The sequence below is a fragment of the Edwardsiella piscicida genome, from assembly GCF_001896205.1.
Classification (GTDB): domain Bacteria; phylum Pseudomonadota; class Gammaproteobacteria; order Enterobacterales; family Enterobacteriaceae; genus Edwardsiella; species Edwardsiella piscicida.
In genome coordinates this window covers 203,762-220,661 of record NZ_MPNU01000001.1, presented here as the reverse complement: position 1 = coordinate 220,661, position 16,900 = coordinate 203,762, and the positions used below count along the sequence as shown (strand labels likewise).

Below are 16,900 nucleotides of genomic sequence, written 5' to 3'. Positions count from 1 at the left end.
TGGTCAAACAAAGCACAAACAGACATCGACATCGCCTCTAACGCTTACGCGAAAGCTGCAGCGCATCCTGTGTACCGGCGAATGCCGCTAAATGCGCGAAGTCACGCCAGGTGTAATAGTGCGGCGGGGCGGGTAGACGCTTCATTGACGTGCCCGGCAGCAGGCGCAGCTCCGCCAGCGTGGCCAGATCGTAACGGTACACCTGCCCCGGCAGCATCAGGCGCAGCGGCGGCGTCAGCTCCCCGGAAACCGGGGTGGGCAGGCGATCGTCGCGGGTATCATAGTTGCGCTTAAGCACCAGAAACTTCTGCGGTACGGCCTGACGACTGTCCCACCATTTACCGTCCAGCATATCAAACTGAAAACGCGTCAATACGGCGGGCTGCGCCTGCAGCTGGCACAGCGCCTGCGGCAGCAGCGTCGTCAGCGCCGCGCTGTACTGCCCCAGCGAGGCCGCATGCCCATTCAAGATCAGCGTCAGGGCCAGTCGCGTTCCCAGCAGATTAGAATAGAGATCCTCCGGAGAAAACGCCGAGACCCCTTCCGAAAAGCCGGGGATAGACTCATAGCCATACCACTGAGCAATCTCATGCCAGGCCGCTACCTCAAACGCCAGGCGGGCGGCTAAATAGGCCGCGAGGGTATAGCGCTCCCGCGCCGCAGGCGGAGGCGTAAAAGCAGAGAACACCAGCTGACGCTGCGCGAGCTCATCGCCCAGCACGAGGCGAAAAGGCTGCCCCAGCCGCGGATACAGATGGCTGAAGATGTATACCGTCATATCCGCGCTATCGCGCACGTGCGCCAGATCCAGGAATCCCCCGCGACGCGTATATACCAGGCCATTGCGCTCGCTGCCCAGGCCGGCCAGGCTGGCCAGTGCGCCAAACAGGCTATCGTTGTAGCGATGGCCACCCAGCGCATCCGCCTCAACCACATTGTTCAAACGGTAAAAGGGAATGGGGACGCCCAGCGCCTCAGCGTTCAGGTCATAACCGAAGGCGCAGCAGGGACGCAGCCCATCCGGCGGCGGCAAAGGCGCGCTCACCGGCCAGGCATGAGCCGCCTGCAGGGGCTGCAGCTGCGCCAGATCAAGGCTCATCGGCAGGCCAAACGCCCCGGCCACACCGCACCAGGCCAGCAGCGCTGCACAGCATCCCCGAACCACCGCCATCAAAATGCCTCTCCTACCTGAAAATAGAAACCGCTGCTGCCGCGACCAATGCCATAGTCCAAACGAATATTAATTCCGGGCTTAAATGCGAAGCGGTAGCCGACCCCCACGGTGGGCAGCCAGCGACTGCTGCCCAGTTCCCTGACGTTTGGCCCCATCGTGCCGGCGCCGGCCCAGGCCACCACGCCGTGGCGCCAGCTCAGCTTCTGCCGGTACTCCAGCTGTGAGCTAATCAGATTACGATCGCGGTAGCGCCCCTGGTAGTAACCCCGCATCCGCTGATCGCCGCCGAGCGACGGCAGCATATTCCACGGCACCGCCCCCTGGGTGAACTCACCGTCGATCTCCCACGCCAGCACGCGGGTCTCATCCAGCGCGTGGTAGGTACTGAAGCGGGTCGTCAGGTTATCAAAGCGGGTATCGCTGCCCGTTTCCGGCGTATAGTGGGTGTAGCGTAGGCTCGCCAGCATCCCCCGGCGCGGATTGGGTACAAAGTCCCGGCTGTCATACTGCAGCGATAGGCTGGGGCCGGAGCTGAATACCGAACGCCCATAGTGAATCTGCGCCAAGCGATCCGTTTGCTTCACATCGGCGGCATGCATCGCCGACAGCGACCAGCCGACGCCAAGGTATGTCTGAGATGCTACCCGGTACAGCACCTCTGGCTGTAGCCGCAGCGACTGCGCCGTGTATTTCTGCCGACCGTCGTCGTCGGCCCCGGCGCGGAAGCCCTGTCCCCAGTAGTAGGTCGGCGTATCGCTGATCCCTCCGGTGACAAAGATACGCCAGCGATCGTTGTCAAAAAAGCTGTAGCTGCGGACTCCCAGCCCAAAGGCGCCGGTAGAGCTAAGGTAGCCGCTCAGCGTGATACTGGAGTTCTGACTGGTGGTATCCGAGGGATCCGGGCGATACAGCCCGGCCACCGCGGCGCCGATCCCCAGCCCCAGCTCAGGATTGAAAAACGGCCCCGGCAGTACCCCCCAGTCGATCCCCTTGTCCGGATCGAAGCGATCGTCGCCACCCAGATGCCCCAGCCACTCATCGATCTGCGCGCGCGTCGGCAACAGCGCCGCCTGTCCCGCCAGCGGCGAGAGCGCGCAGACCAGCGCCAGCGTCATCAGGGGGCGGCGCATCAGAAGCGGTACTCCCCGGCGATAAAGAAACTATTGCGCTCGGCAAAGCCCACTTCTGTGGTCAGGTTAAAGTTACGGGTGATCTCATACTGTGCGCCGATCAGCACGTTCCACGGCGACGACAGATGCTGGCGCACATCGAAACGGCCCTGACCTTGCTTGTTGGCAATCTCCATCAGCGCAGATAATCCGCCCGGCATCGACAGATCGCTGAGGCTGCCCTTAAACTCCTGCTGCACATCCTGATACATCGAGCCGACCCACAGGCTGAGCTTGCCGTCCGGCAGGCCGACGGCGTCGATGCCGGGGGTGGTGAAACGGTAGCCGACGCGCGGCGACAGGGTAAAGGCGTCGATGCTACCGTCGAGAATATCGAAACGGGTCTGGGTATAGTTCATATCCACCAGGCCGAACCAGTTGCCATAGCCGCCGGCCAGCACCGTACCGGCGCCGTAGGTGGTACCCTTAAAGTTCAGCTGGAAATCCAGATCGCGCAGCTGTCCGCTCTTATTCATTCCCTTAACGACAGTGGCGATGATCCAATCCATGCTGCCCAGCGGATATTGGCTGGGATCGGCATCGACAGAGACCTTGGACAACGAGCTGCCGCGCGTCTTGCCTACGATGCCGTAGACGTTCATGAAAGGCAGTACCCACGCATCCAGCTTAATCGTTTGAGTCACGCTACGCTGACGGGTACTCCCCACCTTAATGTTGAACAGATCCGTAGGCAGCGAATAGCTGTCCCAGCCCAACCCGCTAAAACTAATGCTATCCACCACAATATTTTGGCGCATATTCATATAGTTAACATTAATACCGAAGGGCTCTGGCAGATCGTAGCCGCGCGCGCGCGCCTCGTCGCCCCAAATCGGCAGAATCGAGCCCTTTTGCGCCTCTGGCGCCGACGTCTGGGCCGTTGGCACGCTGTCCGCCGCATGGGCCTGCGACTGGGGCAAGCCATAGTAGGTGGGAAGGGTGCTGCTGAGCTCGGTGGTATTATCCTGAGTGGCCGCATGGGCAACACCGCTCATCAGCACGCCGGACAGACAGGACAGCAATGCACGATTATTCATATTGTTAAGTGTTATAAAGTGAGTGGAAATAAAAGCAGGGTGCGGAGTATAGCAGTAAATGAGTGTAACTTCGTGCAACATAACGTGCGTATCATTCTCCGGTAACGATACGCACGTTAATTATTGCTCAGGCAGCCTTAACGGCGGCGCAACAGGCGCAGCGCATTCGCCGTCACCAGCGCCGTGGCGCCAGAGTCAGCCAACACCGCCAGCCACAGCCCGGTTATCCCCAGCAGGCTGGTGATCAGGAAGACCCCTTTTAGCCCCAGCGCCAGCGTAATATTCTGGCGAATATTGGCGTGGGTCGCCCGAGATAAGGCGATCATCTGCGCGAGTCCGATCAGTCGATTATGGGTCAGCGCCGCATCCGCCGTCTCCAGCGCGACGTCCGTCCCCCCGCCCATGGCGATACCGATACTGGCCGCCTTCATCGCCGGCGCGTCATTGATCCCGTCACCGACCATCGCGGTATCCGCCCGGCGGCTGAGTGCCTCCACCTGATGCACCTTATCCTGCGGCAGCAGCCCGGCCCGAAAATCGATCCCCAGCGAGCCGGCAATGGCCGCCGCCGCGCGCGGGTTGTCCCCCGTTAACATCACGGCCTCAATGCCCAGCGCCCGCAGCGCATCCAGCGCCTCCGCGGCGTCCGGGCGCAGCGTATCGCTCATGGCGATCGCCCCGATGGCTACGCCATCCAACAAGACCGCCACGACCGTCTGCCCCAGCGCCTCCCACGACGCGATCTGCGTCAGCAGGGCCTCAGACAGCGTCTCTGGCGCCAGGCGACTCGGCGCCGCGACCTGTACCGCCACGCCATCGACCTCTCCCGCGACGCCAATGCCGGCCTGTGCCTGACGGGCCTGAGCCTGCACCACCGGCAGGCCGCGCTGCTCACAGGCAAGGATCACCGCCTTGGCCAAGGGGTGGTGAGAGCCCACCTCCACCGCCGCCGCCAGCGTCAGCAGTCGCTCAGCCGACACGCCCTCCACGCCGAATACGCCGCTCACCTGCGGCGTCCCCTGCGTCAGGGTCCCGGTTTTATCGAACGCGATGGTGCGCACGCGCCCCAGTTGCTCCAGCGCCGCCCCGCCCTTAATCAGCGCACCGTGACGTGACGCCGCCGCCAGACCGGAGGTGATCGCCGCCGGCGTTGAAATCACCAGCGCACAGGGACAGCCGATCAACAGCAGCGTGAGTCCCCGGTAAATCCACGTGTCCCAGGGCTGGGCAAAGGCTAGCGGCGGGATCAGGATCACCAGCAGCGCCAGCGCCATGATCGCCGGCGTATAGTAACGGCTAAAGCGATCCAGGAACCGCTCGATCGGCGCCCGACGCTCCTCGGCCTCTTCGATCAGCTGCAGAATGCGATCGATGGCATTTTGTCCGGGCTGTGAGATCACCCGCAGTCGGCACACCCGATCGACGACCAGCGCGCCGGCCGGAACCCGCGCCCCCGGCTGACGATCGACCGGCAGCGATTCGCCGGTCAACGCACTCTCGTCAAAGCTCACGCTCTCCTGCAGCAGCTCGGCATCGGCGGGCAAACGACCGCCCGGCGCGACCTCGATCTCCATACCGGGGCGCAGCGCAGAGACGGCCAGGGTGCGCCGCCGCTCCTGCTCAATCACCACCGCGTCATCGGGCACCAGCGCCATCAGGGCGCTGACCCCTTTGCGAGCCCGGTTAGCCGCATAGGATTCCAGGCGCTCGCCCAGCATAAACAGCAGCAAGACCATCGCCGCTTCCTGCGTCGCCCCGATAAACAGCGCCCCCAACGCGGCAATGCTCATCAGGGTTTCAATAGCGAAATAGCTGCCGCTGCGCATCAGGCGCATGGCTTTTAGCATGATCGGCGCCAGCCCGACCAGCGTTGTGGCGATAAAGGCCACTCGGCCCAGCGACGGGTCCATCAACGTCAGCCCATAGCTCAGTAGCATCAGCAGCGCCAGCGCGATCGGCGGCATCACCTCATGCCAACGCAGCGCGGCGCTCTCCGCACGCTTGGCGCCCACGGCCTGCAGGCTAAAGCCCGCCTGGCGTACCGCCCGCTCAATTGTCGGGGAGAGATCCTGCTGAGCATCCACCACCAGCTTTTGGGTCGCAAACAGGACCGCAGCGCGCTCCACGCCGCTAATCTGGGCGACCGCCGTTTCTATCTTGCGGGCGCAGCTGGGACAATCCATCCCCTCCACCCGCCAGCTGAAGCGCTGGCGCCCAGACGCCAGGGGAGGTAAGGGGTGGGGATCGGCGTCCTCCTCGACGCCATCATGATCGTGGATCGCCATACAGCAGGCACCGTCGGCGGCCGGCGTCAACGGCGACGCCATACTGATCTTCAGCGCACCGTGCGCCGGACGGCTACAGCCATGCTGCATCGCCGCATGCTGATGGCCGCAGCCACAGGCGGCATCGGGCCCGCCGGAGTGAATATGTTTATGGGTCATCGGTTCCTCCTCGCATCATTACTCATCTTGCTATTACTGACGACTTTACACGTTGGAGTCGACTCCAGAGTCAAGCCACAAATGAGATCCATTCCTTTTTACTCGCACCTACGCCGTCGCGCGTCCAGGAACCTCGGGTAGAAAACCATGCGCGACCCATGCCCGGCGACTGATTTTTTGCTACACTGATGCCCTCCGATAAAGAGTATATATTTCATTGAAAATGAAGAAAAAGCGCCCCGTACTGCAGGATATAGCCGATCGCGTCGGCGTCACCAAAATGACCGTCAGCCGCTACTTGCGCAACCCCGAGCTGGTTTCGCTGCCTCTGCGCGGCAAAATCGCCGCGGCGCTGGATGAGCTAGGCTATATACCCAACCGGGCGCCCGATATTCTCTCTAACGCGACCAGCCGCGCTATCGGCGTGCTGCTGCCCTCGCTAACCAACCAGGTTTTCGCTGAGGTTTTACGCGGTATCGAAAGCGTCACCGACCAGCACCACTACCAGACCATGCTGGCCCACTACGGCTACCGCAAAGAAAAAGAGGAGGAGCGTCTCACCTCCCTGCTCTCCTACAACATCGACGGGCTGATCCTGGCCGAGCGCGACCATACCCCGCGCACCCTGAAGATGATCGAGGTCGCCGGCATCCCAGTGGTCGAGCTGATGGACAGCGTCTCCCCCTGCCTGGATATGGCCGTGGGCTTCGACAACGTGGAGGCCGCGCGAGCAATGACCCAGGCCATCATCGCGCGCGGCCACCGCCGCACCGTCTACTTTGGCGCCCGGCTCGATGAGCGTACGGTGATGAAGCAGCGGGGCTATGAAGCAGCAATGCGCGCCGCCGATCTGACGCCGCGCAGCGTCATGATCCCGCGCAGCTCCTCCTACTCCGTCGGCGGTGAGCTGCTGCGCGAAGCGCTGAAGCGCTACCCCGATATGGACAGCATCTTCTGTACCAACGATGACCTGGCCGTTGGCGCGGCCTTTGAATGCCAACGCCTGGGACTGCGCATCCCGCAGGATATGGCCATCGCCGGCTTCCATGGACACGATATTGGCCAAGTGATGGAGCCGCAGCTCGCCAGCGTGCTCACCCCACGTCAGCGCATGGGCCAGCTGGCCGCCGAGCGTCTGCTGGCGCGCCTGCGCGGTGAGCGCAGCGTCGAGGCCGCCGCCATCGATGTCGGCTTTACCCTGCTGCACGGCGGCAGCATTTAACCCCCCGCGCGCACCGCTGCGCTCCGGCGCGATCGCGGTTGCCGCTACGCGGCGCGCCCTGCCTACATCTCCCTAACAACTGCGAGTAGCATCACAGTTATTAATCATACCATTTAACATTCGTTGCTAATTTCTCCAGCGCACCAGAGAATGTTACCCATAACAGTTACCAGTAACATTGCATTGCGCGGCGACGTGCCGCCCACCGGGGAATACAGCATGAGCGAAAGCCAACAGCAAAAACACGTCTTTGTTCTGATGGGCGTTTCCGGCAGCGGCAAGTCCGCCGTCGCCAACGCCGTCGCCCAACGGCTGAGCGCCGCCTTTCTGGACGGCGACTTCCTACACCCGCGCGCCAACATCAGCAAGATGGCCGACGGCCACGCGCTGAACGATGACGATCGCACGCCGTGGCTCCAGGCCCTCAACGATGCGGTCTTCGCCATGCAGCGCACCAACGACGTCTCGCTGATCGTCTGCTCGGCGCTGAAAAAGCGTTACCGCGACATGCTGCGCGACGGTAACACCAACCTCTCATTCGTTTACCTGCAGGGTGACTTCGCCCTGATCGAAAGCCGCCTGCTGGCGCGCAAAGGGCACTTCTTCAAACCGCAGATGCTGGTTTCCCAGTTTGCGGCCCTGGAAGAGCCGACGACCGAAGAGCGCGACGTATACGCCATCGACATCAGCCAGCCGCTGGACAGCGTGGTGGCCGATACCCTGAATACCATTAAATCCATCATTGCCTAGGAGCACCGACGATGAGTACGTTAACCCTCGTAATGACCGCAGTCGGCTCCGTGCTGCTGCTGCTGTTCCTGGTCATGAAGGCGCGCATGCACGCCTTTGTGGCCCTGATGCTGGTCTCTATCGGCGCCGGTATCTTCTCCGGTATGCCCATCGATAAAATTGCCCAGACCATGCAAAACGGGATGGGCGGCACGCTGGGCTTCCTCTCTATCGTGGTCGCACTGGGCGCCATGTTCGGTAAAATCCTGCACGAAACCGGTGCACTGGATCAGATCGCCGCCCGCCTGCTGAAGAGCTTTGGTGAAAAGCGTGCCCACTACGCGCTGGGCATCGCCGGTCTGGTGTGCGCCCTGCCGCTGTTCTTTGACGTCGCTATCGTACTGCTGATCGGCGTCGTGTTCGCCGTCGCGCGCCGCACCGGTGGCAACGTGGTCAAGCTGGCCATTCCGCTGTTTGCCGGCGTAGCCGGGGCCGCCGCCTTCCTGCTGCCGGGGCCGACCCCGATGCTGCTGGCCTCCCAGATGGGCGCCGACTATGGCTGGATGATCCTGATCGGACTGTGCGCCGCCATCCCGGGTATGATTCTGGCCGGTCCGCTGTACGGTAACTTCATCAGCAAGCACGTCACCCTGGCGCTGCCGAAAGATATTCAGGAGCCGAGCCTGGGCAAAGGGCAGCTGCCCTCCTTTAGCTTCAGCCTGGCGCTGGTGCTGTTCCCGCTGGTACTGGTCGGCCTGAAAACCATCGGCGCCCGCTTCGTTGAGCAGGGGTCCGAGCTGTACAAGTGGCTGGAGTTCATCGGCCATCCGTTCACCGCTATCCTGCTGGCCTGCCTGGTGGCCACCTATGGCCTGGCTATCCGCCGCGGCATGAGCAAAGAGAAGGTGATGGATATCTGCTCCGCGGCCATCCAACCCGCCGGTATCATTCTGCTGGTCACCGGTGCCGGTGGCGTGTTTAAGCAGGTTCTGGTGGATTCCGGCGTAGGCCCGGCCCTGGGGAACTCGCTGATTGGCGCGGGCCTGCCCATCGCCGTCGCCTGCTTCGTACTGGCCGCCGCCGTACGCGTCATCCAGGGCTCCGCAACGGTAGCCTGTCTGACCACCGTCGGCCTGGTTCTGCCGGTCATCGGCGAGCTGGGCTACAGCGGCGCACAGCTGGCGGCCCTGTCCGTCTGCATCGCCGGCGGCTCCATCGTCCTGAGCCACGTTAACGACTCCGGCTTCTGGCTGTACGGTAAGTTCACCGGTGCCACCGAAGCCCAGACCCTGAAAACCTGGTCTGTCATGGAAACCATCCTCGGCACCACCGGCGCCATCGTCGGTATGCTGTTCTTCATGGCGCTGTAACGCCGACGACCGATGACAGCGGGGCGCGATATTCGCGCCCCGTTTTTTTATTGATGCAGTAACCCCTCGCGTATTAGCGACTCAGGATCAGGTGCAGGCCAAACGCGGCGAACAGCGTCCCCGCCACGCCGTCGATCCAACGCGCCATGCGCTGATAGCCACGCCGCATGACCGGCAGCGCAAATACCGACGCCACCAGACTGAACCAGATAAAGGTTTCGCTGACGATCAGAATAAACAGCCCGATGCGTTGAGCGCCGGTGACCTCATCTCCGACGAACAGGGAGAAGACCGAGCCAAAATAGATCACCGCCTTGGGGTTGGAGAGGTTGGTCAGGAAACCGCGCCAGAAGGCGCCGCCGTGCAGCGATGTCACCCCCTGCGGGGCATCGCCCTGAGGACGGCGGGCGGCGCGAAGCATTTGCAGCCCCATCCAGCACAGATACAGTCCACCGCCGACGGTGATGATGCTGTGCAGCCAGGCCATCTTCATTAACAGAAGATGCAGCCCCATCAGCGCCACGCCGGCCCAAATGACGATCCCCAGCGAAATACCGGCAACGCCGCGTAGCGCCTCGGCCCGGGAGCGGCTCAGCGCCGTCTGTGAAACAAAGAAAAAGTCAGGTCCCGGCGTCATTAACGCCAGCAGGTGGACTACCGCGACGGTTAGAAACAGCATCATGTGAGGTAACTCATGGATTAAGGTTTCTCCATGCTAACATCGTTGACAAATAATGTGCGCACTGATTAATAACCGATCTGTCCATTATTTGGACAGCGCGAGTCCGCCCCTCACCGCGCGGGCTACCACGTCACTCAAGGAATGAGGAAAAAATCATGCGCATCATCCGACTCACCCTGCTGCTGCTCGGCACGCTCTATATCCATGGCGCGCTGGCGGCGCAGGCGCTGGTACTGCAGACCGATTTCAGCCTGCGGGATGGCGCCGTCTCCGCGATGAAAGGGGTCGCCTTCGGCGTCGATAGCCAGATTCACCTCTTTGACCTGACCCATGAGATCCCCCCCTACGACATCTGGCAGGCGGCCTACCGGCTACATCAGACCGCCCGTTACTGGCCGGCAGGCACCGTTTTTGTCAGCGTGGTCGATCCGGGCGTCGGCAGCGAGCGGCGCTCCGTAGTGCTGAAGACCAAAAACGGCCAGTTTTTCGTCTCGCCGGATAATGGCACGCTGACGCTGGTCGCCCAGACGCTGGGGATCGACAGCGTGCGCGAGATCGATGAGCAGACCAACCGGCTGCAGGGGTCGGAAAAGTCATATACCTTCCACGGCCGTGATGTGTACGCCTATACCGGTGCTCGGCTGGCCTCGGGCACTATCCGTTTCGAGCAGGTTGGCCCACGCTTGCCGAACCAGATAACCGAAATTCCCTATCAGCAGGCGCAGTGGCAGCCGGGGAAAGTCAGCGGCACCATTGCCATTCTGGACGTTCAGTATGGCAATCTATGGAGCAATATCGGGGATGAGATGCTGGAAAAGGCGGGGATCGCGCTCAACGATCGACTGTGCATCACGATAGCCCAACAGGGTCAGACGCGCTATCAGGGGCACGCGCCCTATGTGCACAGCTTCGCCGATGTGCCGCCGGGGCAACCGCTAGTCTATCTCAACAGCCTGCTCAACGTCGCCGTCGCGCTAAATATGGACAGCTTTGCCGAAAAGCAGCGCATCGCCGCCGGCGCGGAGTGGCAGATAACGCTGCAAAAGTGCCGCTGATCGTCTCTAGTCCTGCCCCTCATCCAGATGTTCGCGGATCAGGGTCATAAACGGCGCGCCAAAGCGCTCCAGCTTACGCTGGCCAACGCCGTTGATGCTGAGCAGATCGCCCGCCCGCAGCGGCATCTGCTCCGCCATCTCCAGCAGCGTCGCGTCGTTAAACACGACGTAGGGCGGGATATTCTCTTCGTCGGCGATCGCCTTGCGCAGCTTGCGCAGCTTGGCAAATAGCTTGCGGTCATAGTTGCCGCCATAGCTCTTCTGTGCGCTGCTGCGCGCCTTGAGGTTGATGACCCGGGGAACCGCCAGCTGGAGGGCGACCTCTCCCCGCAGGACCGGGCGCGCCGCCTCCGTCAGCTGCAGCGCCGAGTGCAGGGCAATATTCTGCGTCACCAGCCCCAGGTGGATCAGCTGGCGTAGAATGCTCACCCAGTGCTCGGTGCTGTGCTCGCGGCCAATGCCGTAGACCGACAGCTTATCGTGCCCCCATTCGCGGATACGGGCGCTGTTGGCGCCGCGCAGCACCTCGACCACATAGCCAATGCCAAAACGCTGCCCGACGCGGGCCACGGTCGACAGCGCCTTCTGCGCATCGAGCAGGCCATCGTAGCGCTTGGGCGGATCCAGGCAGATATCGCAGTTATCGCAGCTCTCCTGTCGCCCCTCGCCAAAGTAGTTCAGCAGCACCAGACGACGACAGGTTTGCGCCTCGGCAAAGGCATTCATCGCATTCAGCTTGTGACGCTCGATCTCCTTCTGTGCGCCCTCTGGCTTCTCCTCCAGACAGCGGCGCAGCCAGGCCATATCGGCCGGATCGTAAAACAGCAGCGCCTCCGCCGGCAGCCCGTCGCGCCCGGCACGCCCGGTCTCCTGATAGTAGGATTCGATATTGCGCGGAATATCGAAGTGCACCACGAAGCGAACGTTGGGCTTGTTGATCCCCATGCCAAAGGCCACCGTCGCCACCACAATCTGCAAATCATCGCGCTGAAACGCCTCTTGCACCTCGGCGCGGCGACCATTGTCCAGCCCCGCGTGATACGCACCAACGCTCAGGCCACGGCTTTGCAGGCGCGCGGCGGTGTCCTCTACTTTGGCGCGGCTGTTGCAGTAGATGATGCCTGACTTCCCGCGCTGCGACTGCACAAAGTGCCACAGCTGATCCAGCGGCTTAAACTTTTCGATCAGGGTATAGCGGATATTGGGGCGGTCAAAGCTACTGACCTGTACCAGCGGATCGCGCAGATCGAGCAGGCCCAGGATATCCTGGCGGGTCGCGTCATCGGCGGTTGCCGTCAGCGCGATCACCGGCATCTGCGGGAAACGGCGCTTAATCTGCCCCAGCGCGCTGTATTCCGGCCGGAAATCGTGCCCCCACTGGGAGATACAGTGCGCCTCATCAACCGCCAGCAGCGTAGGATTCCACTGCGGCAGCGTATCCAGCAGGTTATCCATCATCAGCCGCTCTGGGGCGATGTACAGCAGACGGATCTCCCCGCTGCGGCAGCCGGCGTAGACCGCCTGCTGCTGCTCACGGTTCAGGGTCGAGTTCAGGCAGGCGGCGTTTACCCCGTTAGCCTGCAGCTGATCGACCTGATCCTTCATCAGGGAAATCAGCGGAGAAACGACGATGGTCAACCCATCCCGCACTAACGCCGGTATTTGATAACACAGGGATTTTCCGCCCCCGGTCGGCATTACCACCAGACAGTCGCGCCCGGCTATCGCCGCCTCGACGATGGCCTGTTGTCCCGGGCGGAACTGCTGATAGCCGAAGGTGTCTTTAAGCACCCCCTCTGCCAGCCTCTCTGTATTAATAACCGCTGCCGTTGCCACGCTGCTCCCCGTAAACCATAAAAAAACACCGGCGCTATTTTAGGCGTACGCGCCGATTTTGTCCCGCGTTACAGGATATCGTTCAGCATGACGCCGACGCCGAAGCGGGTCTGGCGGAAGTTATAGTCGATTAACGACTCGCCGTAGCCGCTGAACAGCTGGGTATAGAAACGGACGTGGCGGGTCAGCGGATAGCTCCAGCCCAGCTCGGCCGCGCCATAGCCGCTGTTCCAGTTGTAGCGCCCACGTAGGCTGAAGACGCTCTCGCCCAGGCGATAGCCCATCTCCGCTTCGTAGTAGCCCATGTACTTGGTGATATCGGGGTTATCGTCCTTGTTCGGACTCTCCGGAATGCGATACCACGGCATCAGCTGAACCTGAAAATTCCCGTTCTGCGCCAGAAAACGGGTATAGACGCGGTTCCAGCTGCGCGAAGTCGGATCCGACCGGCCATTAGACTGGTGCACCCCGCCCGCCTCAATATCGCGCAGCACCCAGCCGCCGAACAGGGGGTAGTCGGTCGCCCAGCCTAAAAACAGGCGCGGCTCATAGTTGGTTTCGCGAAACGGAGAAGATTCGCTGCGGTTAAACGCCTGCCACCAGGACTGCTGAGTGTAGGCTGCGCCGAGCACCGAGTTATCGCCGGCGATACCGCGCCAGATGGGGAATGCCAGGCTAATCTGAAACTTAATCTCGTTCTTTTTAGCCTGATCGCCCCAGTCATAAGAGCTGATGGCCTCTTTATTGATATCGCTGGTCTGGGTATACAGCACATAGTTGGTGGAGTAAGGATAAAGCGTAAACGGGTTATCGTAATGCCGCAGCATGTTGGCGATCACCCCCTCATTATCACTCAGCGCGGGTGCCGCACCGCTTTCACTCGCGCTCGGCGCCGCCTGCGCTACCAGTGGCAACGCCGCCACTCCGGCCATTAAATATTTTTTACACGCATTCATCACTACATCGCTCTCTGAAATACTCTGCCCACCGCGGGCAGCTGATCTGCCGCGCACATCCCAGGTGGTACCATTAACACGCCTGACCATGACGCCGTTCGCCACCGCCCTGCCGACATCGCGGCACCGCCATTTTAGCCCTGAGCATAAAATGAAAAATACAGTACACTCCCTCGCTACATTCAGCGGGAAGCGCGGAAAAATAATATGGATACACAGCACACCCGCCAGGGAGTCATTCTGGCACTGACGGCCTATTTAATCTGGGGCATCGCCCCCATCTACTTCAAACTGCTGCAGCAGGTTCCCGCAACGGAAATCCTGACCCACCGCGTCATCTGGTCATTTTTCTTTATGCTGATCCTGCTGGCCATTGGCCGCAGCTGGCGTCAACTTTACGCCCTGCGCCATACGCCCTACAAAATTGCCCTGCTGGCGCTGAGCGCCTGCCTGATCGGGGGCAACTGGCTGCTGTATATCTGGGCCGTCAATCATAACCACATGCTGGAAGCCAGCCTGGGATATTTTATCAATCCCTTGGTCAATGTGTTGCTGGGGATGCTGTTTCTCGGCGAACGCTTTCGCCGGATGCAGTGGCTGGCGGTCGCATTGGCCATCGTCGGCGTCATGGTTCAGCTATGGCAGTTCGGCTCCGTTCCGGTGATCGCGCTGGGGCTGGCCTTCAGCTTCGCCTTCTACGGCCTGCTGCGCAAAAAGATCGCCATCGATGCGCAGAGCGGCATGCTGATGGAAACCCTATGGCTGCTGCCGCTGGCGCTGTACTACCTGTTCGTCGCCGCCGACTCGCCCACCAGCCACCTCAGTGCTAATCCGCTGTCGCTAAACCTGCTGCTGATCGCCGCCGGTGTCGTCACCACTGTTCCACTGCTCTGTTTCACCGCGGCAGCGACCCGTCTGCGTCTCTCTACCCTGGGTTTTTTCCAATACCTCGGCCCTACGCTGATGTTCCTGCTGGCGACCCTCTGCTATGGCGAGCAGATGACGCGCGACAAGCTCATCGCCTTTGGCTTTATCTGGAGCGCGCTGCTGCTGTTTATTATCGATGCGCTCTACACCCAGCGCCGCCTACGGCGCTGAGGCGGCGTGACGCGAGATCCAGCGCGCAACGGCCGGCCCCATCAGCAGAATGGTAAACAGGCGTAGCATCTGCAGGGCCATGACAAAGGCCAAATTCACCTGGCTACCGGCGGCGATAATGGCAATGGTGTCCAGCCCGCCGGGGCTGGTTGCCAGATAGGCGCTGAGCGGATCGATCGGCAGCACCTGCGTCAGCCCCCAGGCCATCAACGCGCAACACAGCATCAGAGCCGCAATCGACAAAATGATCTGCGGCAGGGCGCGCAGCGCCAAGACAAAGAGAGTACGGGTAAACAGCAGACCGACCTGCCAACCGATCAGGGTATAGGCGATGGCCAGCAGCCACTCCGGGGTTTGCGGCGTCATGACACCGGTGGTATTACACAGAGCGCCGATCAGCATCGGCAGCAGCAGGGCCCCTGCGGGAATACGCAGGCGGCGTCCCAGCCAGGCACCGCCGCCGGCGAGGAGCAGCGTGGCAACAAACCGCCCACCCCAGCGCGGGAAACCAAGGGGGAGCCAGCGGCACCCCCTGCGGCGCATCGCCCAAACCCACCCGGACCACCAGCGCCGCCGCCGCGGCGACAAACAAAACCCGCAGGTATTGCATAAAGGCCACCAGCCGCACGTCGGCGCCAAACTCCCCCGCCATCGCCACCATCGCCGATGCCCCACCGGGCGACGATCCCCAGGCGCCGGTGGGGCCGGGCAGATCGCTCAGGCGCACCAGCAGCCAACCGGTGATCGCACTGCACAGCTGAGTGCACAGCAGCACCAGCAGAACCACGGGCCAGTCATCCAGCAGCGGCGACAGAAGCGACAGCGACAGCGCGCGAGCGATCATACAGCCGAGGATCGCCTGGGCTATCGGCATTGCCAGCCGGTGCACCCGAATGGTCGCCCCCCGCAGCCCCAGCGCGACGGCGGCCAGCATGGGCCCCAGCAGCAGCGCCGCGGGCAGACGCAGCCACAGGAATAGCCCCCCCAGCCCCAGCGACAGGACCGCCAATATGCTCCACTGTTCAGCGTGCGCCAAACGCTCCACCGCGCCTCCTGCCCCGATCACCTCACGCTATGATAAGCATTTTTCCCCGTGAAGATGTACAAAAAATAACGGCCCCAGCGGGGCCGTTACTCACCAACAGGCGCGCGGGCTCAGAGCCATTTTTTACGCTTAAAGTAGAGATAGGGCGCAAGGCCCGCCAGGATCATCAGCAGGATGGCGCCGGGATAGCCAAACGACCACTTCAGCTCCGGCATAAACTCAAAGTTCATCCCATAGCTGGAGGCGACCAGCGTCGGCGGCAGGAAGACCACAGAGACCACCGAGAAGATCTTGATGATACGGTTCTGCTCGATATTGATAAAACCCATCGCCGCCTGCATCAAGAAGTTGACCTTCTGAAACAGGGATTCATTGTGCGGCAGCAGGGATTCGATATCGCGCAGCACCTCACGGGCCTGCTCCAGCTGGCTGGCGGGCAGACGCGCCTTACGCACCAGGAAGTTTAGCGCGCGCTGGGTATCCATCAGGCACAGGCGAACCTTCCAGCCGATATCCTCCAGCTCGGCCAGCGTCGAGAGCGCATCGTCATACTCATCGCCCTGCTGCCCCTCCATGATCACTCGGCTCAGCTTCTCCAGATCGCTGTAGATGTTTTCGATCTCGTCGGCCAGCTGCTCGATTTTGGTTTCAAACAGATCCAGCAACAGCTCATAGGCGTTGCCGTCCACCAGCATCTGATTGCGCGCTCGCATCCGGTACAGACGAAACGCCGGCAGCTCGCGCTCACGCAGGGTAAACAGGCGCCCTTCACGGATGGTAAAGGCGACGGTGGAGTTACCGGCGTGATCTTCCGCATCTTCGTAATAGAAGAAGGAGTGAATATGCAGGCCATCCTCATCTTCGAAGAAGCGCGCGGAGGCCTCGATATCATCCAGCTCCGGGCGGGTGGCCAGACTCTGCCCCAGTTCACTCTGTACGCGCCGGCGCTCATCCTCTTCGGGCTCGACCAGATCCACCCACAGCGACGCCGTGAGATGGTCCGTGTCATCCAGCTCCATACGGGATAAGCGACCGTGGTCTAAACGAAATGCACTTAGCATGCTTTAACTCCGTTGCGGTGAC

General features: G+C 61.7%; 13 protein-coding genes and 1 pseudogene. 5 read left to right on the top strand and 9 right to left on the bottom strand.

Features of this window, described 5'->3' with window-relative positions; translation table 11 throughout:
- Positions 1-37: 37 nt before the first annotated feature.
- The 4 genes from BRD58_RS01025 to BRD58_RS01010 form a co-directional block, all read right to left on the bottom strand.
- On the bottom strand, positions 38-1,171 hold the full coding sequence (locus tag BRD58_RS01025; RefSeq protein ID WP_069578005.1) for a DUF4056 domain-containing protein: 1,134 nt from the start codon (positions 1,169-1,171) through the stop codon (positions 38-40).
- Positions 1,171-2,304, bottom strand: a complete 1,134-nt coding sequence (locus tag BRD58_RS01020) for a BamA/TamA family outer membrane protein (protein ID WP_034168187.1) — start codon at positions 2,302-2,304, stop codon at positions 1,171-1,173. Before BRD58_RS01020 ends, BRD58_RS01025 begins: the two co-directional genes overlap by 1 nt.
- A complete protein-coding gene (locus BRD58_RS01015) occupies positions 2,304-3,380 on the bottom strand; it encodes a hypothetical protein (RefSeq protein ID WP_041692689.1) in 1,077 nt (358 codons plus the stop codon). The genes BRD58_RS01020 and BRD58_RS01015 overlap by 1 nt, the downstream gene beginning before the upstream one ends.
- A gap of 137 nt (positions 3,381-3,517) precedes the next feature.
- Positions 3,518-5,824 carry a zinc/cadmium/mercury/lead-transporting ATPase gene (locus BRD58_RS01010; RefSeq protein WP_034168185.1) on the bottom strand — a complete coding sequence of 769 codons (2,307 nt, stop codon included), beginning with the start codon at positions 5,822-5,824 and terminating at the stop codon, positions 3,518-3,520.
- 223 nt (positions 5,825-6,047) lie between these two features.
- Here BRD58_RS01010 and gntR point away from each other — a divergent pair, with 223 nt between their 5' ends.
- The 3 genes from gntR to gntU all read left to right on the top strand — a co-directional run bounded on the left by gntR (position 6,048) and on the right by gntU (position 9,145).
- On the top strand, positions 6,048-7,046 hold the full coding sequence (gene gntR, locus BRD58_RS01005; protein WP_015460691.1) for a gluconate operon transcriptional repressor GntR: 999 nt from the start codon (positions 6,048-6,050) through the stop codon (positions 7,044-7,046).
- A gap of 219 nt (positions 7,047-7,265) precedes the next feature.
- Complete coding sequence (gntK, locus tag BRD58_RS01000; RefSeq protein ID WP_073381401.1) at positions 7,266-7,796, top strand: gluconokinase; 531 nt, start codon at positions 7,266-7,268, stop codon at positions 7,794-7,796.
- Positions 7,797-7,807: 11 nt separating this feature from the next.
- Positions 7,808-9,145 (top strand): gluconate transporter, encoded by a 1,338-nt coding sequence (gene gntU / locus BRD58_RS00995; RefSeq protein ID WP_012847014.1) that lies wholly within the window; start codon positions 7,808-7,810, stop codon positions 9,143-9,145.
- Positions 9,146-9,218: 73 nt separating this feature from the next.
- Here gntU and rhtC read toward each other — a convergent pair whose 3' ends face one another.
- Complete coding sequence (gene rhtC / locus BRD58_RS00990) at positions 9,219-9,827, bottom strand: threonine export protein RhtC (RefSeq protein ID WP_012847013.1); 609 nt, start codon at positions 9,825-9,827, stop codon at positions 9,219-9,221.
- A gap of 155 nt (positions 9,828-9,982) precedes the next feature.
- On the opposite strand from rhtC, the gene BRD58_RS00985 reads away from it, so the two are divergent.
- Positions 9,983-10,882: an SAM hydrolase/SAM-dependent halogenase family protein gene (locus BRD58_RS00985; protein ID WP_012847012.1), complete on the top strand. Its 900-nt coding sequence runs from the start codon at positions 9,983-9,985 to the stop codon at positions 10,880-10,882.
- 6 nt (positions 10,883-10,888) lie between these two features.
- Here BRD58_RS00985 and recQ read toward each other — a convergent pair whose 3' ends face one another.
- Together recQ and pldA are read right to left on the bottom strand one after the other, a co-directional pair.
- Positions 10,889-12,718, bottom strand: a complete 1,830-nt coding sequence (recQ, locus tag BRD58_RS00980) for an ATP-dependent DNA helicase RecQ (RefSeq protein WP_015460690.1) — start codon at positions 12,716-12,718, stop codon at positions 10,889-10,891.
- 68 nt (positions 12,719-12,786) lie between these two features.
- On the bottom strand, positions 12,787-13,674 hold the full coding sequence (gene pldA / locus BRD58_RS00975; RefSeq protein WP_012847010.1) for a phospholipase A: 888 nt from the start codon (positions 13,672-13,674) through the stop codon (positions 12,787-12,789).
- A 207-nt stretch (positions 13,675-13,881) separates the two neighbouring features.
- Between pldA and rarD the strand changes: the two genes are divergently transcribed.
- A complete protein-coding gene (gene rarD, locus BRD58_RS00970; RefSeq protein ID WP_012847009.1) occupies positions 13,882-14,772 on the top strand; it encodes an EamA family transporter RarD in 891 nt (296 codons plus the stop codon).
- On the opposite strand, the pseudogene BRD58_RS00965 reads toward rarD, so the two are convergent.
- Together BRD58_RS00965 and corA are read right to left on the bottom strand one after the other, a co-directional pair.
- Positions 14,761-15,838: pseudogene (locus tag BRD58_RS00965) on the bottom strand (AbrB family transcriptional regulator). The gene rarD and the pseudogene BRD58_RS00965 overlap by 12 nt on opposite strands.
- A gap of 89 nt (positions 15,839-15,927) precedes the next feature.
- Complete coding sequence (corA, locus tag BRD58_RS00960) at positions 15,928-16,878, bottom strand: magnesium/cobalt transporter CorA (protein WP_015460687.1); 951 nt, start codon at positions 16,876-16,878, stop codon at positions 15,928-15,930.
- Positions 16,879-16,900: the final 22 nt, after the last annotated feature.